At 69.4% G+C, this 21244-nt stretch carries 18 protein-coding genes; 1 reads left to right on the top strand and 17 read right to left on the bottom strand.

What is annotated here, in order from left to right:
* Positions 1-9: 9 nt before the first annotated feature.
* The 17 genes from ACFQW6_RS03610 to ACFQW6_RS03690 all read right to left on the bottom strand — a co-directional run bounded on the left by ACFQW6_RS03610 (position 10) and on the right by ACFQW6_RS03690 (position 20252).
* The gene (locus tag ACFQW6_RS03610; RefSeq protein ID WP_378541376.1) at positions 10-2067 is read right to left on the bottom strand and encodes a phage tail protein; all 2058 of its coding nucleotides are present in this window, start codon (positions 2065-2067) and stop codon (positions 10-12) included.
* A complete protein-coding gene (locus ACFQW6_RS03615) occupies positions 2064-2963 on the bottom strand; it encodes a hypothetical protein (RefSeq protein WP_378541378.1) in 900 nt (299 codons plus the stop codon). The genes ACFQW6_RS03610 and ACFQW6_RS03615 overlap by 4 nt, the downstream gene beginning before the upstream one ends.
* Positions 2964-2978: 15 nt before the next feature.
* A complete protein-coding gene (locus ACFQW6_RS03620) occupies positions 2979-3788 on the bottom strand; it encodes a hypothetical protein (RefSeq protein ID WP_378541380.1) in 810 nt (269 codons plus the stop codon).
* Positions 3788-5425, bottom strand: coding sequence for a baseplate J/gp47 family protein (locus tag ACFQW6_RS03625; RefSeq protein WP_378541382.1), 1638 nt, complete (start codon positions 5423-5425; stop codon positions 3788-3790). The genes ACFQW6_RS03620 and ACFQW6_RS03625 overlap by 1 nt, the downstream gene beginning before the upstream one ends.
* Positions 5425-9039: a putative baseplate assembly protein gene (locus ACFQW6_RS03630; protein ID WP_378541384.1), complete on the bottom strand. Its 3615-nt coding sequence runs from the start codon at positions 9037-9039 to the stop codon at positions 5425-5427. The genes ACFQW6_RS03625 and ACFQW6_RS03630 overlap by 1 nt, the downstream gene beginning before the upstream one ends.
* Positions 9036-9461 (bottom strand): GPW/gp25 family protein, encoded by a 426-nt coding sequence (locus ACFQW6_RS03635; RefSeq protein WP_378541386.1) that lies wholly within the window; start codon positions 9459-9461, stop codon positions 9036-9038. Before ACFQW6_RS03635 ends, ACFQW6_RS03630 begins: the two co-directional genes overlap by 4 nt.
* A 3-nt stretch (positions 9462-9464) precedes the next feature.
* Positions 9465-9743, bottom strand: coding sequence for a PAAR domain-containing protein (locus tag ACFQW6_RS03640; protein ID WP_378541387.1), 279 nt, complete (start codon positions 9741-9743; stop codon positions 9465-9467).
* A 1-nt stretch (position 9744) separates the two neighbouring features.
* Positions 9745-10392 (bottom strand): phage baseplate assembly protein V, encoded by a 648-nt coding sequence (locus ACFQW6_RS03645; protein ID WP_378541389.1) that lies wholly within the window; start codon positions 10390-10392, stop codon positions 9745-9747.
* Positions 10389-11642 (bottom strand): phage late control D family protein, encoded by a 1254-nt coding sequence (locus ACFQW6_RS03650; protein WP_378541391.1) that lies wholly within the window; start codon positions 11640-11642, stop codon positions 10389-10391. Before ACFQW6_RS03650 ends, ACFQW6_RS03645 begins: the two co-directional genes overlap by 4 nt.
* Positions 11639-12298: a LysM peptidoglycan-binding domain-containing protein gene (locus ACFQW6_RS03655; RefSeq protein ID WP_378541393.1), complete on the bottom strand. Its 660-nt coding sequence runs from the start codon at positions 12296-12298 to the stop codon at positions 11639-11641. The genes ACFQW6_RS03650 and ACFQW6_RS03655 overlap by 4 nt, the downstream gene beginning before the upstream one ends.
* Positions 12298-12864 carry a hypothetical protein gene (locus ACFQW6_RS03660; protein ID WP_378541395.1) on the bottom strand — a complete coding sequence of 189 codons (567 nt, stop codon included), beginning with the start codon at positions 12862-12864 and terminating at the stop codon, positions 12298-12300. The genes ACFQW6_RS03655 and ACFQW6_RS03660 overlap by 1 nt, the downstream gene beginning before the upstream one ends.
* A gap of 116 nt (positions 12865-12980) precedes the next feature.
* On the bottom strand, positions 12981-13106 hold the full coding sequence (locus ACFQW6_RS03665; RefSeq protein ID WP_378541397.1) for a DUF6760 family protein: 126 nt from the start codon (positions 13104-13106) through the stop codon (positions 12981-12983).
* An 8-nt stretch (positions 13107-13114) separates the two neighbouring features.
* Positions 13115-13504, bottom strand: a complete 390-nt coding sequence (locus ACFQW6_RS03670) for a hypothetical protein (protein WP_378541399.1) — start codon at positions 13502-13504, stop codon at positions 13115-13117.
* Positions 13501-13932: a phage tail protein gene (locus ACFQW6_RS03675; RefSeq protein WP_378541401.1), complete on the bottom strand. Its 432-nt coding sequence runs from the start codon at positions 13930-13932 to the stop codon at positions 13501-13503. The genes ACFQW6_RS03670 and ACFQW6_RS03675 overlap by 4 nt, the downstream gene beginning before the upstream one ends.
* A 1-nt stretch (position 13933) precedes the next feature.
* Entirely contained in the window at positions 13934-17002 is a 3069-nt protein-coding gene (locus ACFQW6_RS03680; RefSeq protein ID WP_378541403.1) for a putative Ig domain-containing protein, read from the bottom strand.
* 17 nt (positions 17003-17019) lie between these two features.
* Entirely contained in the window at positions 17020-17880 is an 861-nt protein-coding gene (locus ACFQW6_RS03685; RefSeq protein ID WP_378541405.1) for a Pvc16 family protein, read from the bottom strand.
* A complete protein-coding gene (locus ACFQW6_RS03690; RefSeq protein WP_378541407.1) occupies positions 17877-20252 on the bottom strand; it encodes an ATP-binding protein in 2376 nt (791 codons plus the stop codon). Before ACFQW6_RS03690 ends, ACFQW6_RS03685 begins: the two co-directional genes overlap by 4 nt.
* Positions 20253-20613: 361 nt before the next feature.
* On the opposite strand from ACFQW6_RS03690, the gene ACFQW6_RS03695 reads away from it, so the two are divergent.
* Positions 20614-21234 (top strand): response regulator transcription factor, encoded by a 621-nt coding sequence (locus ACFQW6_RS03695; protein ID WP_378541409.1) that lies wholly within the window; start codon positions 20614-20616, stop codon positions 21232-21234.
* Positions 21235-21244 lie beyond the last annotated feature (10 nt).

A 21244-nucleotide genomic window follows, 5' to 3' on the forward strand; every position in this document is an offset into this window, starting at 1 on the left:
GCGTTCCTCTCATTTCAGTACCAAGGGCTCTCCGTCAGCCGCCAGCACGAGGCGGTCGTCGGAGCGTGACGAGCGGAATCCGTCCAGCCCGCCTACCGCGTCCTGCGGCCCGTTGACGCCGATGACCGTGTCCACGCCGATGCGTGCCTGGATCCCCACGCTGATGCCGGGCTCGATCACACACAGGTGCGCTGAGGCATGAGCGGGGCGTTCGCGCTCGATCAGCGCCGCGAGACGATCCCGCTCGTCCTCGCACCGGACCCAGGCCGCGTGGACGAGCACGTCGAACCGGTGCGCCAGGTCGCCGAACAGCGGCGCGCCGTAGTCGGAGGGCCCGATGAGGTGCGAGGCACCCGCCACCGCCGTCGAGTCGACGATCGAGCCGGTCGGCGGAGCGGCGGCCGTCATCGTGCGCATCCCGAGCTCCGCCGAGTCGGCGCCGAGCACCCAGACGGAGGCGACGTCACCGGGCTGGGCGATCTCGACGTGCTCCAGGTCGAGCTCGAGCGCGATCAGCTCGCGCAGCGACTCTGCAGTGCCTCGCTTGCCATGCCGGGCGAATGCGCCGGCGACCAGCGCGCGGCGGAGGTCGGCCTTCATGGTCTCGTCCAGCTGGACGTCGACCCAGCCGGAGAGCCAGTCGAGCCAGCGGTCGCCGTCCAGGTCGTCGATCGCCGTGGCCGGGTCGATCTCGGAGGGCAGCGCGAGCAGGGTGTCGACGACGTCGTCGAGTCTGGTCCGCAGGAGGCGAAGCAACGGGTCGAGCAGCTGTTCGGGATGTGCGTCGGGTTCGCGGTAGATGGCGGGCAGGTGCTCGATCCATGCCGGCTCGTCGACGCGCAGCTCGACCGCCGAGACAGTCTGCCGCTGGTTCCCCGGGGCCGTCGACGCCGGCCCAGCGACCTCGATGCGGACGGTGACCTCGGTTGCGTCGCCAGGAACGTCGGCCAGTACGTCGTCTGCGGGGCCGTCGCGGGCGTCGCCGGCGGTCGGGCTGAACTCGGGAGCGACGGTCGCGTCGGCACCGACCTGCCCGACCAGGCGGACGCGCAGGGTGTGGCCGGTCGCGTAATCGAGCCCGATCGGCATCGGGCCGAGCCGGGCCGACCCGCGGTCGACCGGCCGGGCTTCTCCAGCGGGCACAGGGCACTCGCCGTCGCCGATCCACAGCGAGCCTTCCCTGTCGAGGCCGAAGGCAGCGAACGCCTGCGCCGATCCCGGCAGGGCCCCGAGCCGGGACGCGGTGGCCGTCTGCACGACCTCGATGGCTCGGCCGGAGGGCGAACCGAGGTACAGACGGCCGTCGTGCCAGCGGATCGCGACGGGCAGGAGGAGGTTCCCGGGTATCGGAAAGCGTACGACGGGCCTTCGCCCCGCTCCCGTCGCGATTCCGATGACGAGTACCCGGGCGCCCCGGGTCACGAAGAGGACCTCCGCGTCGCCCTCCCGAGCCCACGCCAGCGATGCCGGAGCCGAGCCGACCCGCCTGGCGCGGTAGATGTCCGTCGTGCCGGCGTAGGCGTCGAGCCGGACGACGCCGCGGTCGCAGGTCACGTAGGCCTCTCCGCTGGGCGCAACCGTGATGTCGTCGACGCCGCCGAGCCCGCCCCACGACCACACGCTCTGCGTGGTGAGCAGGTCGTGCTCGGAGACGGTCGCCGACCCACGATCGACGACGAGCAGGGTGTCGCGCGGTGTCGCCGCCAACGACACGAGATCCGGCCCGGGCTGCGATGTCGCGTGGTGGCGTGCCTCCACGAACCTGCCCACTCCGCCGTGACAGTCGCGGACGTTGACGGACAGGCCGTCGCGGGCCGAGTAGTAGACCTGTCCTCTCCAGAAGGCCATCGCTCCCGCACGCGTCACGGGCAGCCCGACCGAGGCAGGTAGGCCCGGCCAGACGGGCAGCTCGGCGAGCGTCAGCCGGCGCTGGGCGTCGACCCACAAGCCGTCAAGCGTGAGCGGGACCGGACGACTGCCGAGGCGGGCAGCCCCGTCGGGCTCGAAGACGACGCGGTAGCTGCCTGCCGCGGCGATCGAGTGGGGGGTGGCCGGGGTGGTGCTCATTGCGTGCCCTCCACCCCCATCCAGGCAACCGTCCAGCCGAGCGTGTCGGGAATGGCGGCCACGCCGACGCTCTCGTTCACGGCGAAGCTCTCGAGCGAGACCGGCGTGAAGGGTGGGCTTGTCATGTCGTCGGCGAGGATCACGACACCTAGCTCGAACGACTTCGGCCCCGACCGGATCACGTACTCGTCAAGGCACAGCACGTGCTTCCACGCGGGCGTCTGGCCTTGGCCCTTCCAGCGGTTTCCCATCACCCGTGCGCTGTAGGACACGGTGCCGAAGAAGTTCGCCGACACAGTCGGGATCTCGATCCGAAGCCCGACCGCCTTGCCCTGCAGTGTCAGGACGGACCAGTCGCCTGGTCGCGGGAAGAAGCGGCCGCCGTCGACGTACGGCACCGGCGTGGAGACCAGGGGGCGCCGGGCGTCGAACACCAGTGCGGAGAGCTTGCAGCCTGAGACCGTGATCGTCGCGAGGACGACGGCGGCTCCGGAGCTTCCGGGCAGGACGAACTTCAAGCGCGGGATCTCGCGACGGACGGTCTCGCCGCTCGCCCCGCACGAGCTCGTGCTCGTCTCCCTCGTGTCGTCGGACCACTCGCACACCAGGTCGAACTCACCACTCGGTACGGGCGGAACCTGCACGGACTGCGCCTGGTCCACGACCAGATCGCGTCCGTCGAGATCGATCGCGTGACCTCTCCCGATCAGGACGGAGGTGTCACGGTCGCCGCGCTCCACCTCGAGACCGAAGCTGATGCCGTAGCCGTGCAGCAGCTTGTTGTGCAGCCACCGGCGTTCGCGCTCGGCGTCGGCCGAGGCGTTCAGGACCTCGGCGGTCACTCGCTCGTCGGGGAAGAACCGGTGCGACCGGAGTCGGAGTGCGTCATTGTCCATGGCTGGCCTCAGGTCTCAGTTGATTCGCACGGGATAGGTCTGGCACGGATCGTCGACATCGAGAATCTGCGAGCGAGGGATCACTCCGACCCAATGCACGGTCAGCAGGGGATAGGCGTACGCCACCTCCCGTGTGAAGAGGACGGTGAAGCCGGTCGCGGTCGCACCACAGATGGTGAAGAACGGCCCGTGGATCGGGGTGGCACGCGGGATGTAGCGGTTCCGGGCAGGCACGCCGCGCACGCCGAGCGGGGTGTACGTCGCGACGTCGGGGCTCGGCCCGTCGAGTCGGCAGAAGTACAACGGCGTGCTCGGGAACCGCGCGCGACGCGTCGACACGACGAGCCGTTCCCAGAACGTCGTGTTGGTGAAGGTCTGAGAGCCCGCGAACACGTAGGCGCTCTCTCGGCGGCGGGTCCACCGCGTGGGCAGCTCGAGGTCGGTCCACGCTAGCGCGCTCGACGACCTGGCCTCGGCCGTCGCGGACGCGACGACCAGGGAGCCGGCGCACCACGTTTTCCGTGGTGACCGAACAGCGGTGACACCGTCTTCCGTTGCGACGAGGTCGAACCTGCCTGTCTGGTGCGGCGCCACGGTGACGGTCCTCGTCAGCCTGATGGGGGACCCGTCGGTGTCGTACCCGACACCCGGCGTGATCTCTACCACCGTGCCGCCCGTGCTCAGCGTCGCCTCGAGGCCGTCGGCGATGCCCCACGTGTCGTGCACGGCCCGGACGTGTAACCGGTCGAGGTCGAACGTCGACCGGTACCTGGCGGTCAGAGCGTCGTCGCGGAGGAGTCGACGGTTGTCGAACGGGTCTGCCATCAGGTCACCTCCACAGTCAGCGAGCTGACGCTCACCAGCGAGCCGTCAGGCACGCAGGCGTTCGGGCAGTAGTCACACGGGTCGGCGGTGACCCGGACTTCGGTCACGAGGTCGACGCCCGGCACCGCGGCAATGACGGCCATCAGCTCGGTGCGGTTGACGTCGCGGCCGAACGGCCAGCCATGCCCGTCGGGCCCGCCGGTGAGCGGGTCGAGGAACGTGCGGATCTCCCGTTCGATCGTGGCGCGCAGCCTGACGCGGTCGACGCCCTCGGTGCGGGCTACCGATGCGGCGATGGCGACTGCGGTGTAGGTCGGCCCCACCACCCGGATCCGGGTCCCCACGGTCTTGTGCCGGGCGAGGTGTCGGGCGACGAGGGCGATGAGGTCGGCCGTCGGGGCCGGCCGTCCGCGCGGGAGGAACGGCACGACGACGACCGACACCGTTCCCGGTGCCTCGGCGCAGGCCACGTCGACGTCGACGCCGCCGAGCGCCCGTGCTCTCGCGAGCGAGGCCCCTGGCGTCGCGAACGCAACCCGCTCGAGGTCGAGCAGGTTGACGGCACGCGGTGGCGCCGACGACGCGATGATCTCCGATCGGGGGATCCCGTCCAGGGTTGCGTGGCCGTGCGCTGCGGCGAGATCGACGAGGCGTTCGTGGACCGACAACCTGACCGCCGCCCGCCCCATCGCTGCATCGAGGGTCTCGGCGTCGCGACCGGGTCGAGCCCCGAGCGGGGCCGACAGCACGACCGGTGGTCCGACGGGTCGGGTGCCCAGGCGCCACTCGGCGTTCGCAGGCGGGTCCCCGGCGGCGCCGGCCCGTGACGCGCTCACCACGACCGGGTTGCACCAGACGGCGAGGAGCGCGGGAGCGCGGTCGTACCGCCCCCTCGCCAGGCGGCATCGGATCAGCGTGACGTCGTCTTCCGGCAGCGAGAGCTGGACAGCCCCGGATCGCCGAAGGCATCCGGTGTCGTCATCGACTGCTCCCGCCGGGAGCGTGCTCCAGCCGGAGGCGTCCGCGCACTCCCAGACGAGCTGCACCGGGCACCAGTCGGTGTCGTCCAGACAGGGGCTGGGACCGCGATTGCGCTCGTCGTCGTACGCGTCGGCGAACCAGAGCGTGAGGGTACCCCGCGACGCGGGAGGAGTCAGTTCGACGGTGAGGGCGCCCTCGGCGTCAGGGCCGAACGGCTGGAAGGGCCGCCCGCTTCGCGGTGGCAGCGTTGATGCCTGGCCTAGCTGCAGCTCTGCGACCTGCGCCGTGTTGAGCGAGCAGCGGCGCGAGACGACGAAAGAGCTGCTCGCGCCGCCGCCTTCGGCGACGACAGGAGTGCCGAGCCGGATGACGCCTGCCGTGGGCGAGGTCGCCTCGAGCACAGCTGTCGCCGCCTCGGCGGGGGCAGGTTGAACGCCGATCAGGGCCAGGAACGCGGCGCGGTGAGCTGCCGGCACCTGGTCGATCCGGAACGAGATTTGCTCCGTGACGGCCGCGAGCAGCTCGAGCAGGGTGATCCCGGGGTCGTGGACGTTGTGATCGGTCCAGACCGGCGCGACGGAAGGGATGCGGTCGCGCGCGTCCTCCACCAGCTCGACCCACGTCAGGTCGTCCAGCGTCGGGATGGGCAGCGGCATCACGTACCCCCTGGCGAGGTCAGGCGGACGCGGATGGCGCCCGGGGAGGGAAGCTCGGTGGTTGCCAGGGTGATCGCGTCGCCCACGAAAGCCCCGCGGCTCGTCACCACCAGGCTGGAGACGAAGTCGACGCCGTCGACCTGCTCCAGCGGCGGCGCCAGGCGGGCAACGTGGATGGTGCTGCCAAAGCCCCAACCACCCCGATGCGGCCCGCCCCGCACCGGGTGGAGGAAGTCGATGATCGCCGCGCGAACGCGGTCGAAGACCTGGCCGGCCACGTCGAGGCTCACCGGCGCCACCTCAACGTCGACGCCGACCTCGACGAAGGTCGGGCTCTTCACTCGTAGCCGGTCCACCGCGCCAACGGCACACCGCCGGACGAGATGGCGCCGGACGGTCTCGAGCAGCTGCGCGCTCGGCGTCGGCGGCGACTCGTCCGACCACGGAAGCACCAGCACGTCGAGTCCTCCGCCGAGGTCGTCGGGCACCCGCACGGCCACGGCGCCGAAGACCTCGGGGGACGCATCGATCGCCAGGTCCCGGTAGTCGGCGGCGGACACGGCCTGGTACCGGTGGCGCAGGATGCGCGGCGCTCGGACGGCGGCGCGGTCACCCTGCTCGGGGTCGGCGCCGCCCGTCGCCGCAATCGGGTTCCACACGCGCTTGGCGACGATGCCTGACAGTGGTGTGGTGATCGCGCCTGCGCGGACGTTGCCTCCCCGACCACCGCCGGTCGCGTAGCGGCGCAGGCGGATGTTCTGCTGCCCGGTCGGCGCTGCTCTGCCACGGATGCCGTCGCCGAAGCGGATCAGTCCGTGGGCGCGATCGACGGTGTAGTGACGATCGCTGGGTGCCGAGGAGCGGAGGTTCGTCACCGACTCCCACGCGACCCACACTCCGGACACCTCACCGTCGGCGTCGACATCGGTCTCGATGGCGCCGCTGCGGCCCGTAGCCGCAAGCTCACGCTCGAGAACGGCGAGGTCGGTGCGCGCGCGGGCTCCGGAGAGCTCGCGCACCTGCAGCTCCTCGCCTTCGAGGATCGGCGAGCGGGCGGACTGGAACTGCTGTCCCGGAAGGTTGGTGCCGGAGCCCAGCAGCTCACGCTCGATGATCGCGCTCTCTGAGGCCCAGACCGCGTTGACCAGAAGGCGGCGCAGGGAGACGGTCGGGGGCTCGCCCTCGGTCAGCCGCGCCCGGATCCACGTGCGGGGTGCGCCGAACACCGGCAGGTCGGGCTCGGACAGCTGAGCGGCCTGGAACGCGTTGGCCAGAGGCCTGGCGAAGCTGATCGTCCGCCCGCTGATCGCCGCCACGAGCGCCAGCTCGCCCGACTCGCTTTCCTTGAGGAAGACCTGCTCGTCGGGGACGAACAGACTCGCATCTCGTGCCGTGAGCACGGTCGCCGTCACACCGGAGGCCGCGACCGGCTCGACGCGGCGCAGGGGCCGATTCCCCGGCCAGAGGACGCGGATGATGCCGGCCTTGGTGAGGTGTGCGGTCTCGTCCTCGACCGGCAGCGAGACCCACGCCCGACCGTCCCAGCGCTCCCACCGGAACTCGTGCGACGTCTCCCGGGCGACCGGCTCGACGTCGACGTACAACGCGAGCGTGGCGGCCGGAAGCTCGCCGTCGAAGCCGAGGTACACCGACGGGGTCTCGTCGGGGTTGTCGTGGAACGGCTCGAAGCCGGGGCCGCCACGCGACTGGAGGGCCGTGGTGCCGTCGTCGTACGCGAAGCCGTTACTGGCGATCACGTGCTCGGGACGCTCCAGCCGGCTCTGGCTCTGGATCGACAGCGCGATCGACTGCAACGTCGGCGGGTACGCCGTACGCACCTCGATACTCGGTGGGTTCGTCCCACCGCCGACCGCCACCGAGACGACCGAGTCATACGAGCCGGAGGCGAGCCGGGCGCGGATCCAGCGCGCAGTGCGGCCGTTGACCGCGGTCGGTTCGAGATCGTCGGGGACCTCGAAGGTCATCGTTGCCGGCCCACCTGCGGACCAGACCGTGCCGGTGCCCCGGAAGAGACCGACCTGGTCGACGAAATGGACCTCGGCAGCAGCAGGATCGAGGACCGACGTGATGACACGCGCAGCCGCTGCGTTCGCAGGTGCGGTGGCGGTGAGCGTGGCCTGCTTGAAGCTCGCCGCGTTATCGGTGACGCTGGCCCCCCCAAGCGCCGCGATCGTCGCGCCCGAGGCGTCGATCCATCGGATGCCGGCGCGACACTCGCGTGCGGTCGGGGCGGCGCGGAAGCTCGCCACGGCGGTGTATGCCTGTCCGGGCTCGACCCTGGCAACCGGTCCCACGGCCATCATCTGCATGGCGGCGACGGACGTCATCGCCATGCTGGCGTTCCCGTGGGACGACTGGGCTGTCGATCTCGCGATGGTGCAGTTGGAGTGGACGGACCAGTCGTTGGTGCCCGCCTCGAAGCTCCCCGCAGCCGCGCTGAGCAAATTCAGATCCGTCGCCCTGACCAGGTTCGGGTTGTCCGCCGACAAGATCACCAGGGGCTCCCAGCTGCTGCCGGCCCAGTACTCCCAGGCAAGCAGCGGTGGAACCGGGTCGGGCTTGCTCGGAGTGGCACGCGAGACGTCGAACGTGAGCTGCACGGTCGCCTGTCTCCTGGCCAGGAGGGTGTCCCAGGCCGCGTAGAAGATGGAGGTCGGGTTCGGCTGGGCCCCGAACGGCTCCACCGGCTCCTGGGGGCTGCGCTCCACGCCGGCCGCGACCATGACGTCCGGCGGCTGACCGGCAGCCGAGGTGTCGACGGCGGTCCGGATGCGCAGCTGGTCGATGATGGGGAGACGGCGGAACGGGTCTGGCGTCAGGGGCGTGCGCAGCTCGCCGCGCAGCCAGTGCGTCTCGATCCCGTTGACCTCGGTCCGCTGGGACTTGATGCACTTCGTCGCTATGCGAAGGGTGCCGCGTTGCTTCATGCCGTCCGTGCTGTCGTCGACGTCGTCCGCGAGAAACTCTCGCCACGACGTGCCGTCCCACGTGGACCAGGTGATGTCCAGCGCCGAGCCGGCCAGCTGGCGAAGCTCGATCTCGAGCTCGACCGACGAGCTCCCCTCGATGGCCAGGAGCTCGTCATGCCCGATGAACAGCAGGCGGGTGATCGGCGTCTGCCCCTCGAAGAGAGCCACCACCCGGCCGCCCGCCACGTCCGCGGCATGCGCCCCGACGGAGTCCCGTTGCGGCACAACGGACCAGACATCGGTCAACGGACTGGCGGTCAGGCCGATGCCGAACTCCGTGCGGAAGGTCAGCGCGCGTCCGTCGGCTGCCGTCGCGCCGACGAGCGACCCGGCGGGGGCCGTCGCGTTGCCGCCGAGCGGCTCCAGCACCACCGGCGCACGCGCTGCCGCTGGCGGGAGGGAGTCGATGCCGATGTCGGCGAGGAACTGCAGCTTGTTCTTGTCAGGCGCTTGGCTCAGACGCTCCCGGAGCTGCGACAGCATCGAGGCGTACGACGCCAGGACTGCGCGACCCGGATCGCCCTCCTCCGCCGTCCAGGCCGGGGTGTACGCCGCGCGCTTGCGCAGCAACGCGGCGAGCTCCTCGCGAGCCTCGCGACGGCAGTCGGGTGCGTTGATCGTCATCCCCGGTCGCCCTCCTCGAGGTAGAAGGGGTAGACGAGGTTGTAGAACGTGTTGGTCGCTCGGACGCGGTAGTCGACCGAGATGTTCACCTGGCTGCTCGCACGGCTCGGAAGCGCGACCTCGACGCGCTCGACCCTGATCCGCGGCTCCCACCGGACGAGTGCGTCCTCGACCCTCGTCCTCAGCAGCGTCAAGGTGGTCGTCGAGATCGCCTCGAAGACGAACGCCCGGATGCCCGAGCCGAAGTCGGGGCGCATGGCACGCTCCCCGAGGTTCGTGCCGAGGATGATGCGGATCGACTGACGGACGTCGTCCTCGGCGCTGGCGACGGCGACCGATCCGCTCGCGTCGAGGGAGATCGGAAACGCCCAGCCGGTGCCGAGGAAGCTCGGGCCGGCAGGGGTGCTCGTCGTGTCGATCATCGCTCAGCCCCCGATCATGACCGTGAAGTCACCGACGACGACGCTCGCCCCGCACGCCGCCATGTCTCCGACGCGCGCGGCAGGCCGACCTTCGATCAGGACCGATCCGCTTCCCTTGACGATCGTCGTCGGCGGGTGGGGCGGGTTGCCCGGGAACGAGCAGGCGTGTGCGTCGCCGATCCTCGCGGCGGGCATCCGGCCGATCAGGACCGTCGGGGCCCCCGGTCCGGTGATGACACCCGGATGTCCGGTCTGGTCAGTGAGGCGAGCGGCGGCTGGCATGTCAGTTGAGGAGGATCGTTGAGGCTTTGACCTGGCAGGTCGCCCCGCCGTCGACGGACACGTTCCCCGAGCTCTTGACCTGGACCTGGCCGTTCCCTTCGATCGTCACTCGCTGGGCCTTGAGGGTCAGCGAGGTGGTGGCCTCGATGGTCACGTCGCCGGCCTGCCCGAGCTTGATGGACGCCGTATCGCCCTGTGTGGCGACCGTGATCCCGCTGGGCCCCAGCTCGATCTTGTGCCCGGTCGAGGTCGTGATCGAGATCGACTGCACGAGGTCGTCGAGCTCGATCTCGTGGCCGACCTCCGTCTTGAGTACGATCTTCGTGGTCGGGTCGAGCGGTCCGCTGCGCGGCGGCGAGTCAGACGCGTTCCAGAGCGACCCGATGACGTAGCAGTCGGACACGTCACTGCGGTTGAACGCGAGCAGGACCTCGTCGCCCTCGTGGGGAAGGAGGTAGAGCCCGCGGTCGGACCCGGCAGCCGGCACGGCGACGCGTGCCCAGGGCTGCGTACCCGGCAGCCACGGCAGCTGCACCTGCACGCGGCCGTTCCCGGTCGCGTCGACCGTGTTCGTCACCTCCGCGAGGGCGATCGTGAAGAGCTGACCCTGCGACGCAGCTGGTCGTCCGAGATCCGGCAACATGCTCATCGCCCCACAGCTCCCTCGGCGTCGACGAACGGCGCCCGCAGCGAGACGGCGCCCTGGTCGAGCGCCGGGATCGAGCCGAACCAGATCTCCTTGCGGCCCTCAAACATCGTGCGGTAGCCCGACGAGTCGACGGTGTGCGTCGCCGAGGTGACCCGGTAGCGCCCGCCGAACTCTCGTCCGAGTCCCTCCAGCTGGACGACACGACCGGCGATCAGGGCGTGGTCGCCGACGACGGATCCACTCCCGGTGACCCGTCCGTTCAGGCTGGGGATGAGCTCGGCAAGGATCTGCCTCGGCGCGCTGACGAGGCTGAGGTTCTCCTCGATGATCAGCGATCGGTCGTTGGGCTTGCCGACCTCGTCCTCGGACTCCTCCTCGGAAGTCGGCATCTCGCCGAGCGCGGCGGGCTGGATGCTGATGTCGAGCGACCCCCGGTCCCAGTCGTACCCGACGGTCACCTGGAACACGGTCTTGATCGCCGAGACCCTCACGAACGCCGTCACCGAGACGATCACGCCCACGGTCGTGATGCGAGGCGACCAGTCCATCAGGGACCCCCCGTACGAGTACGTGCGGACGGGCTCGAGCTCGTCGAGGGGCGACATGAAGCGGAGCTTGCGGCCGCCGAGAGGTCCGCTGTGGTCGATGAGCAGCTCCCAGCCGTTCTCACGCGAGACCCTCTGCAGGAAGTCGAGGTCGGTCTCCTTCTCCTGACGACGTACGACGATCTGCGCGTCGTCGATCACGCTCGAGACGACCGACGCGCCGAACAGGATGATCGAGAGCGCGGCACCGACGGGATCGATCACGGGCACGAACCCGTTCTCGGCGCTGACCATGGCGGCGATCGCCGGATCGGGGATGGGAACGGTCCGGAAGAAGGGGATGGGGAACTCGAACCAGCGCGACTTCGGCGAGTTGCGCAGCCGCTCGAAGCGATCCTGGGCGGCGATTGTCAGCGACGGCAGTCCGTCGGCCGGGAATGACGCCTGGACGCTCACGATCTCGCCGACGAAGACCTGCTCGAACTCGTGGGGGTTGTAGCCGAGCGACAGCCGCAGCTGGACGCCCGGCTCCAGCGCGGGATCGTCGGTCCACCGCAGGTACTGGTTCGCTACGCCGATCTCCACGCGATCGGCACCTTCGAGCGCCGACGTGAAGGAGACGCTGGTGATCGCTCCGCGGAGGTCGGACGAGATCGGCCGCCCGTCCAGCTGCAGCCGGTAGTCGGGTGCGTACTGGTCGCTCACGAGAAGACCCGTCCTGTGCTGTCCCGGTACGGGAGCGCTGGAATGTGGAGCGTCCGGCCGATGGTGAGGTCTGCCGGGTCGGCGATCTCGTTCACGAGGGCGATCGGCCTCCACTGCTGCGGGTCGCGGTACTCGGCCGCAGCGATGCCGCTGATCGTGTCGCCCTGGGTCACCACGCGCAGCTTCGAGTAGTCGGCGGTCTCGCGCTTGATCTCGCGTGCCTCGACCCGAGGGTCGCGGTACTCGTTGAAGGTCACCTGAACGCGCATGCGTACAGGCGTGCCGTCCTCGCGGAACATCTGGAAGGTCGAGGAGGCGCTGGCGAGGACGCATTGGAAGCGCAGCGATCCCCAACCGAACTCGAGACGCGGTGGCGCATGAGTCTCCGGCAGGATGTCCATCAGCGAGATGATCTGGTCGGCGACCTCCCGTGCGTCCGAACCGGGCGCCTGGTCGACGTAGGTATCGATGAAGAGCTCCATCTCGAGCGTCCGCATGTTGCCTGCGACGAACTGCGTGACCGGGGAGCTGAGACCCGGGATCGCGGTTTGGGCGAAGTTGTTGTCGCGCTTGATGGAGTACTCCTCCGGGTTGAAGAGCACCCTGACCTGTCGACCCGTCTCCAGGTTGACGATCGTCGCCTTCTCGAGCGCCATCAGCGACCGCCCATCCGCTCACGGTGCGACCACAGACGCCGGTCGATGGCGGCGACGACCTTGTCGGTGAGCCGTTCGAGGTCGAGGGGCGCTGCAGGTGCCCTCGTGTCGTCGGCGTCCCCGAGTCGTTGGTCGCTGCGGACCGGTAGGACGTCGGCGACGCGGAGCCGGCGGTTCGCGACCTGCGCCGCCGGCACCGACAACGCGATCGTGCGCGCTGCGGGCGCGTCGATCAGGCCGCGGTGCTCGCCGCGTGTGCGCAGCGTGTCGGCACCCGAGCCGCTAAGGTCGACAGGAGCGGCCCCCAGGTCGAGCGAGGATCGGCGGTGAGCCGGCGGTCGTCGCCGCCCCCTCGCGTTTGCACCCGGCCTCTGGACGAGGCGGCCCGTTCGTTGCACACCGGTCGGGCGGCCGGGAGCCGACCTCCGGCCGAGCGACGCGCCGTGCTCGTGCCCGGGGCGGTTCGCAGAGTTGTTCAACACGGTGACGGCGACGTGGATCCGCGGAGCGCCGATCCGCTCCGAGCGCGTCGTCCGCGACTCGACGCGGCGCAGGAGCGTGGCCATGGCCGGCCGCCGCAGAACCCGCGGCACCGTGCGCGCGGCCAGCGCCGATCGCCGGCCGAAGCGTCGCCGCAGCCCCCCGTGACGACGGGCCGGCTGACGGCCACCGGGCTGATGTCTCATGTCTCTCCGTTCATGCCCTCGTTGATAGCCGAGATCTGGCTGACCCACGTCCGCCGGTCGGAGTGCTCGAGCTCGAGGATCTGGTCCAGCGGCCAGTGGAAGTGGTAAGCGAGAAAGGCCATCTCCTCGTTCAGCCGGTCGAGGGGATAGCCAAGGATTCCCCCCGGCGTCCGGGCGCGACCTCCATGCGCTCGGCGCAGCGCGGGCAGACGATGTCCATCGCGTCCACGGCGACCTGGTTGATGGTGTTGTACAGCTCCTGAAGGTGCTCAAGGTCGGCTGCGAAGAGGTTCTCGATCGTGCCGGTGTTGATGTGCTCGACGTCGCCGAGGCGCACGACGACACGCGACAAGACGATGACCGTGAGGTACGCCGGGTTGTTGCGAACGCGTTCATCGCGCTGCGGCAGGATCTCGTCGGCCGCCGTGGCCAGGCGCATGATCCCCGACTTGTGAAGTCGCCCCTCCTTGTCGATATAGCCGAGCGGAAGGGTGAAGTCGTGCTCGGTCTGCAGCATCACGCCAGCTCCAGACCTTCGTGGGCAAGGGTGAACTCCTCGATGGCGACCTCTTTGCCCGTCGCGTTGTAGTCAGCCGGGTTCCACTTCATCGGCCACGCGTTGACGAAGTTGTAGCGCAGCTTCTCCTGGCCGGCGCGGTCGCACACGATGATCGAGCCGCTCTTGCGGTCGATCTCCCCGAGGACGGTCTGGCGGTGCCACTCGTACAGCGTGTTGTCTCCGTCGGTCGTGCCGCGCTTCAGGACGATGTCGGTGAACGTCGTCTTGCCGGGCAGCTTCCGAACCGTCGTGTTGTCGCCGCCCTCCCGGTACTCGATCGTCTCGATCGTCGACTCGAGGCCGGATGCCTCGCTGAAGCCGCCGACCTGGATGCCGTCGATCTCCACCCGGAAGTTGTAGTTGTTGATCGGGTCGATGCGTTGCGCCATCTCACACCTCCTCCACGTCGGTGCCGCCGTCGAACAGGCTGATGCGGACGACGACGAACTCGGCCGGTCGCACCGGGGCGACCTTGATCTCGATGTACAGGTAGCCCTTGTTGCGAGTCGACGGCGGGTTGAGCGCCTCGTCGATGCGCACGCGGAACGCCTCTTCCTCCTTCGCACCGAAGAGCGCGCCGGCTCGCCACTGCTCACGGAGGAACGCCGTGATCACCCGACGCAGCGACTTCCACAGACCCAGGTCGTTGGGCTCGAACACCGCCCATCGGATACCGTCCTGGATCGACTCCTCGAGGAAGAGGACCAGGCGCCGGACGTTGAGGTACAACCAGTCCGTGACGAACGGATCCACGGTCGTCCTGGCGCCCCAGACCGTGACCCGGTTGCTGCCCGGAAGGATGCGTAGCACGTTGACACCGGCGACGTTGAGCGGCGCCTGCTCGCTGTCGGTCAGCTTCTGCTCCACGCCGAGCACCTCGTCGACGGTGACGTTCGCCGGCGCCTTGAACACTCCGCGTGTCATGTCAGTGCGGGCGATGACGCCGGCGACGTGGCCGGACGGCGGGATGAGCATCGTCAGCGGGCGTTGAGCCGTGCTGCGCGGATCCAGCACCCGCAGCCACGGGTAGTAGACGGCTCCGAACCCGCGCGTCGACCGCAGGTCGTTGATGACATTGCCGATCTGGTCCTCGGGTCGCTCCCCGGCCGGTGGGGTCTGGGGAGGATCGAAGACGGCGATGCGATCGGACATCCGGAGGCAGTGGCCCAGCTGGGCCCCCTGGATCGTCCGCCGGGTGACGCGGCGCCCCTCGTCGTAGCGGGCCGCGTCCGGCACGCACACCATGCTGACCTCGTCGACCCGTTCGAGAAGGGCGATGGCGCGCCGGAAGTCCTCGCTGCCGAGCGCGTTCACGTCGAACTCCGCGCCATCGGCCAGGGCGGCGGACCAGGTGCCCATGCGCCGCGGAAGGGCGAAGAGGGGCAGCGGTGGCTCCTCGACGACGACGAGGTCGTCGGGGACCACTCCCTCCGCGAACAGGTACCGATCGCTGATCGGGTCGAGCGACACGTCGAACACCGCGGTCGAGGCGCCTGAGGGCGCGGTGACGAGCAGGTCGAACGAGAGTGACGTCAAGGTGCGGTGCAGGCGCAGGCTCAGGTCGACGCCCCGAGGCCGACGCCCGATCGTGACGACACCTGTCGAGGCCACGCGCTCGATCCGGAAGGTCTGGACATCCGCACCCGAGCCGGCCTCGACCCAGGTGCCCACCTCGGGCAGCTGGAGTGGCGGCGCCGGCAGTTCGAGCCGCACCCGCGCCTGGTCGGGCGCGTAGTCGACCAGGCTGACGATCGCTTGCTGGACCGCCCCCGGCCAGCCCGGAGGCGCATCGGCACCTCCGGGCGGAACGACGCGGATCCATTGCTGCTCGACCCGTTCGACGGTGGCGAAGATGGGGGCGGGGGTGACCCAGGTGAACCGGACGGTCGCTGCTCCACCCGCGGTGACAGTGACGGCGACGTCGCTCACCCCGGCGGTGGTCGGAGCGCCCGAGATGGTGCCGGTGGCAGGGTCGATGGCGAGGCCCGCCGGAAGCCCGGTGGCTGCGAAGGCCGCCGTCGTCCCTGCCGGGGCCTGCGCCACGACCTGCAGGGTGACCGCATCGCCGATGTTCGTTGCCTGGCGTCCCGGGTTCGTCACCGTGGGAGTCGGATCGGCGACCGTCCAGTCGAACGTCGCCGTGCTGGCATTCGTGCCCGGGTCGGTGACCGTCACGGTGACGGACGACGTGCCGGTGCCGGTCGGCTGCCCGGTGATCTGGCCGGTGCCCGGATCGAGGCTGAGGCCCGCGGGCAGACCGACCGCTGCGTACTGGAGCGCGTCGCCCGGGGTGACCGGCGTCGCGACCACCTGCAGCGAGACCGTCGAACCGGTCGTCGAGCTCTGGTCGCCCGGATTGTCCACGACGGGCACCGTCGGAGGGTCGACCACCCAGGCAAACCTGGCGGTCGCGGCCGCGGTGCCCTCGGTCACCGTGACGGTGACGTCGGTGACGGCGCCGGCGGTCGGTGTCCCCGTGATGAGGCCGGTGTTGGCGTCGATGACGAGGGGGGCCGGAAGGCCGGCTGCGGTGTAGGCCAGCGCCCCGGGCGGGACGGACTGCGACTGCGCCTGGATCTGCAGGCTCACCGGGGTGCCGACCGCCGTCGACTGTCGTCCTGGCGAGGTCACCGTGGGCACCGGCTCGAAGACGTCCCAGTCGAACGCGACGCTGGTGGTCTGGGTCCCGTCGGAGACCGCGACTGTCACGTTGGAGACACCGGCCGTGGTCGGCGTGCCGGTGATCCGTCCAGTGGTATCGATCGTGAGGCCTGCCGGCAGGTTGGTCGGAGTGAAGGTGATGGCCACCCCGGACGTGGCCGACACGACGAGAGGGAGGTCGACGGTGCCGCCGACCGCCGATCGCTGGTCGCCCGGGTTGTCGGCGAAGGGAGCCGCGGGCGGCAGCATGATCTGCACGTTGTCGTCGACGGCGAAACCGGACGGGCTGCCGAGATCGAGAACCTGCGGGTCGTTCGGAGGAAGACCGCCGCCAGGTGCCGTGGGCGCGGTTCCGGCGACCGTGGCGGTGGGCGCGGCCAGCGTCCACGTCCGGGTGCTCGGCTGGGTCCGCACGCGGATCTGGTTGCCGGCCCGGCCCTCGATGCGGGCCCTGACGATCGCCTCGACGCCTCCTGCGGCGTTCGGCAGCTCCGCGCTGGCAGCGGCCCCGTTCGACACCCGCGCGATGTGAGCCCGGCGGCCGCCGTTCTGGAAGAAGCCCTGGAGTGCGAAGGACAGGTACACCGGCTCCTCGAACCCGTCGTACAGGTGTGGGGCACCGGGTGCGGTGAACCGCTCCATGAACTGGTCGAAGCTCGTCACCTGCACGGCCTCGGTCGACGTGCCCCGAGCGGTCGGGCCCACAAATCCCGCGACGCTGGTGCTGACGCCCTGGATGACACCTGGCCCGGTGATCTCCTCGATGTAGACGCCGGGTGTTTCGTAAGTGATGCTCATGCAGCGCTCCTTGGTTGTCAGTTCATGACGAGCTCGTAGCGACCGGATGCGGACGGGACGGTGACCGGGACCACGAGGTCGGCGCCGTCTTCCGTGCGGGCACGGATGCGGTAGTCGCCTTCGGCCACGTCGTACAGCTGGAACCTGCCGGACTCGTCGGTGCGGGTCGCCTTGAGCGCGGCTGCGGTGACACTGTCCACGAGCTCGATCCACGCTCCGGCCACGCCGACCCCGGCCAGGTTCCTGAATCGTCCCCCGATGTGCACGAAGGACTCGGGGCCAGGGACGAACGTCGTGTGCAGCGTCGTGACCGGCGGTCCGACCGGACGTGAGGTCCGTTGGAGCGGGAGGGTGACGGTGAGGTGGGCCGCAGGGTGCCAGATGTTGCCCTGGCCGAGACCGGTCCAGAAGTCGCCGAGGTTCGCGTATCCCTCCGGGGGCGCGATCTCAGTTCGCAGGTAGTTGTCGACCAAGCTGGGGTCGACAGGAGGTGCCGGGGAAGCGTAGATGCGGGACGCGTTGATCGGTGCGTGGTCGGCGAGTATGCGCAGGCATTCCCCGAGCAGCCAGTCCTCGACGATGGTCGGCGTGCCGATGGTCGCGTCGCTGGACGGCACCCAGGCCGAGACGAGGTAGTGGCAGTCGACGCGGAACGGCTCGGGATCGACGAGGTTGTTCGCGGCGCTCGAGCGCTGGTCCCGATCCTCGCGGACCTCGGCCATGTAGATGTTGACCGCCGGTCGTGCGTTGCTGGACACGAACGCACGCCACGTGTCGTCGGGCGGCCGGACCAGCACGTCGATCGTGGGTAGGGTCGGATCGTCGTTGAGCCGCGTGGACAGCAGGTGGACGAGCATCTCGTCGAGCTGGTTGATCATGACCGCGACCTCGCGAGCGTGAGCGACCGGAAGTCGCCGATCTTGGCCAACTCCTGCGACAGGGCCTGATGGACGTCGGCCTCGGTGATCGTAGGGACGCCGTCATCCCGAGCGGCCGCCAGGAATGTGGCCGACCTAGCGATATTGGAGATGCTGCCACCCGAGAGCGGGTGCTCGTGGGCCAACCGTCTGAAGAACGCGTCGCGCCCAGCGGGACCGAGGTCGAAGCGCAGCACGACCTCGGTGCCGTCGCGAGCGGTCGTCGGCCACACTGACCTCCACAACATCTCGCGCTGGTCAGCATCAGGTTGGTGGAAGCGCACCAGCGCGCTGATCCGCCGATGGAACGCAGGATCGATGTTGTTGGTCCCGAGCAGGTTCGTCGTGAAGACGACGAACCCGGTGAACTGCTCTAGCCGGCTCAGGATGTGCGCCGTCCCTGCGTTCGCGTAGCGGTCCTGTCCGTGCAGGATCTGGGTGCGGGGACCCAGGATCGCGTCCGCCTCGTTCGCGACCAGCAGGGCGCCACTTGCCTGAGCTGCGGCGAAGACCTTGTCAACGTGCTCCTCGAAGTCCCCGACCCATCGCGAGAACAGGGCAGAGATCTCGAGCAGCTGCACCGGTAGACCGAGCTCGTGCGCGAGCGCCTCAGCCGCGATCGTCTTCCCCGTCCCCGCAGGGCCCGCGAACAGGAGGTAGGTGCCGGTCAGCCGGTCGGTCATCCAGTCCCAGCCGAGCTGCTGGAACACCAGGTCGCGGTTGACGATGCGGTTCCTCGCGTCGATCAACGCGCGGCGGGTGTCCTCGGCGAGCACGAGGGCGTCGAGCCTGGCCCTCGGTTGCACGGCGCGGAGCAGGCCGTCGGCGTCGTCCATCGTGTACTGCGCGGCCGTCGCCGCGACGTCCATGGAGGTGAACGACTCGTTCGCCCGCGCTGTCGCGGCCAGGATGTCGGCGGCCCGGTCGATCGGCACACCGAATCGGCGGATCAGCGGTTCGAGGCCACCGACCGGCATCGCCCCGGTCCAGCTCGCGGCGCGACTCCAGATGTTGCGCCGCTCGGCCATCGAAGGCTGATGCACCTTGTCGTTCCACACACAGCCTCCGCTCTGCGGCGGAAGAGGGTCCGGGCCCGAGGTGATTGCCACCCGGGCGGTCCGCAGCAGGCCCATCTGCTCGGCGCTGACGGCGCGCGGCACGCCCTCGACGAAGCAGCGGACGTCGAGCCGGAGGCAATCCCGCCGAAGTCGGTGCGCTCCCACGTGGTCGTACCCCGAGAACACGGCCCAAGGAACCGCGTGCAGGCGGCACCCGGCCCAGTCGGCGATGTCCAGGGCGCGCGACCTACGACTCGACTCGACCTCCCCGTGCACGTGAACGAGATCGGCACGCCCCCAAGCGACTAGGGCTGCGTTCGGTTCTGGCCCCGGCTGGTCGGTCGGCGCTGCAGTTCGCGCGGTCAGCCGCGGATCCAGGACGACATCGGCCGGATCGGGCGAGTCGTCGGCCAGGAAGATGCGCAGGACTGAGATATCGAGCGCGAGCGCCTGGCTCCGGGCGGGAGCGTCCGGGGAGCCGAGGGTGACCAGCATTCCCGAGGTAACCAGGACGCCGGACGTGAGGTCGCGGATCAGGTCCAACCGCTCGCCTGCGTTGGCGCACAGCAACGCGGCCAGCACGTCGACCGTCGGGCCAGGCGTCGACGAGTCGCCGACCAGGAACGCGTAACGCTGCCGGTACCGACCATCCAGCTCGTTGAACAGACACGCCAGGAGCACGTCGACCTGCCGAGGCGTCAGCGAGTAGTCCGCGATGAGCCGACCGATCGCCGAGTCCGCGGGCAGCGCCATCGCGGGGTCGTCGTCAAGCAGGATCGATGCATCGACCCATGAGCCCGACATCGGTTCGCCGCCGAAGTCCGTCCTGCCCGAGCGGAATGCCTCGGTCCACTCCTCCATCCCGCCACCAGCCGAGTACGAAGCACTGGCCGCGTTCACAGCCTCCGCCACGAGGTCGTCGAACCTGCGACAGGCTTCCAGGAGCTGCTCGTACCACCGCCTCGCTGGCTGCCGGCGCAATGCGGCTGCGACGGCGAAATTCAGTACCGACCGTGACAGCTCCCCGTAGGGCAATTCCAGGCGAGTCTCGGTGCCGTTGACAGCGACGAGGAGGCGAGGAACCTCGGACTCGGGGCTCTCGTAGCCGGTGATCACCAGGTCAACGTCGTCGGTCCGGCCAGGATCGTCCGAGGTGACCAGCTCGACGTCCACCCGGGACGTCATCAGGAGCTTCACCAGACTCTCGAGGAGCCTGGGCTGCACTTCGTTGATGAGAACCCTGCAGGCGGCCGCATCGGGAGGCGCATCTGACATGCCAACAGTCTGTGGACCGCGTCGGACCTCGTAAATCAGCTCACTGCTCTAGCTCGTCGTGCGTGCGGGCTAGGCTGACCTCGTCGCGATCTAGGCTGGTGGAGCTAGTGCGTCCCCGTCGGCGGCGAGTCCCGAGATGGGTCGTGGAACGGGGTTGCCGCGAGCGGGGGCGCGAGAGTACAACGGATGTCAAGGCTCACTAGTGTTGTGCGACTCCACCCAGTTCCACCCCCCGCCACAGCGGCCGTATTCGTACTTGTGGCTCTTGGACCGCCTGCGGCAAGCATTCCTTCCGCGCGACGCCACGGGCCCCTCGACTTCGAACCTCGCGGGAGGCGAGTCCGGGCGAAACGGGGTAGTCATGTATTCGATCTTCATCGTGGCGAGGGTGCGGGTCTGGCGCGAGGGAATAACGGCGCTTTTCGCCTCGAATGGAAAGTTCGTTGTATGCGGTTCGGCGACACGCATCAGCGCCGTGCTCGAGACCGATGCCACAGCGCTCGTCGTCGACTGCTCAGCCACACCACCACGGGTGCTCGAGCAGTACTGCCTGTCGCGCGGCACACACCCGCCCATCATCGCCTTCGGTGTTCCAGACAACATGAATGCGGCGTTGGCATTGCTGGAGGCGGGAGTGGCGGCCTACGTGGGCGACGACTGCACCTGCGACGAGCTGTACGAAACGGTTCTCGACGTGATCGAAGGGCGTGCGCGAGTCCCTGTGGCGGTCGTCAATGCCCTTCTGGACCGACGTCGGCAGGAACTAGACGCCATCCACGCCGACACCTTTCACAGCCTTACCCCTCGCGAGCTCGAAGTCGCGGAACTGATGGGCAACCACAACTCCAACAGCGAGATCGCCTCTGAGCTCGGGATCTCGGTTCACACCGTGAAGATCCACGCTCACAACGTCATGCAGAAGCTGCAGATCAACCATCGGAGCCAGACGCGAGAGACTCTGAACGCAGTGGGCCTCGGCTAATTGTGATGTC

It is taken from the genome of Nocardioides sp. GCM10028917 (genome assembly GCF_042666175.1).
Taxonomy (GTDB): Bacteria; Actinomycetota; Actinomycetes; order Propionibacteriales; family Nocardioidaceae; genus Nocardioides.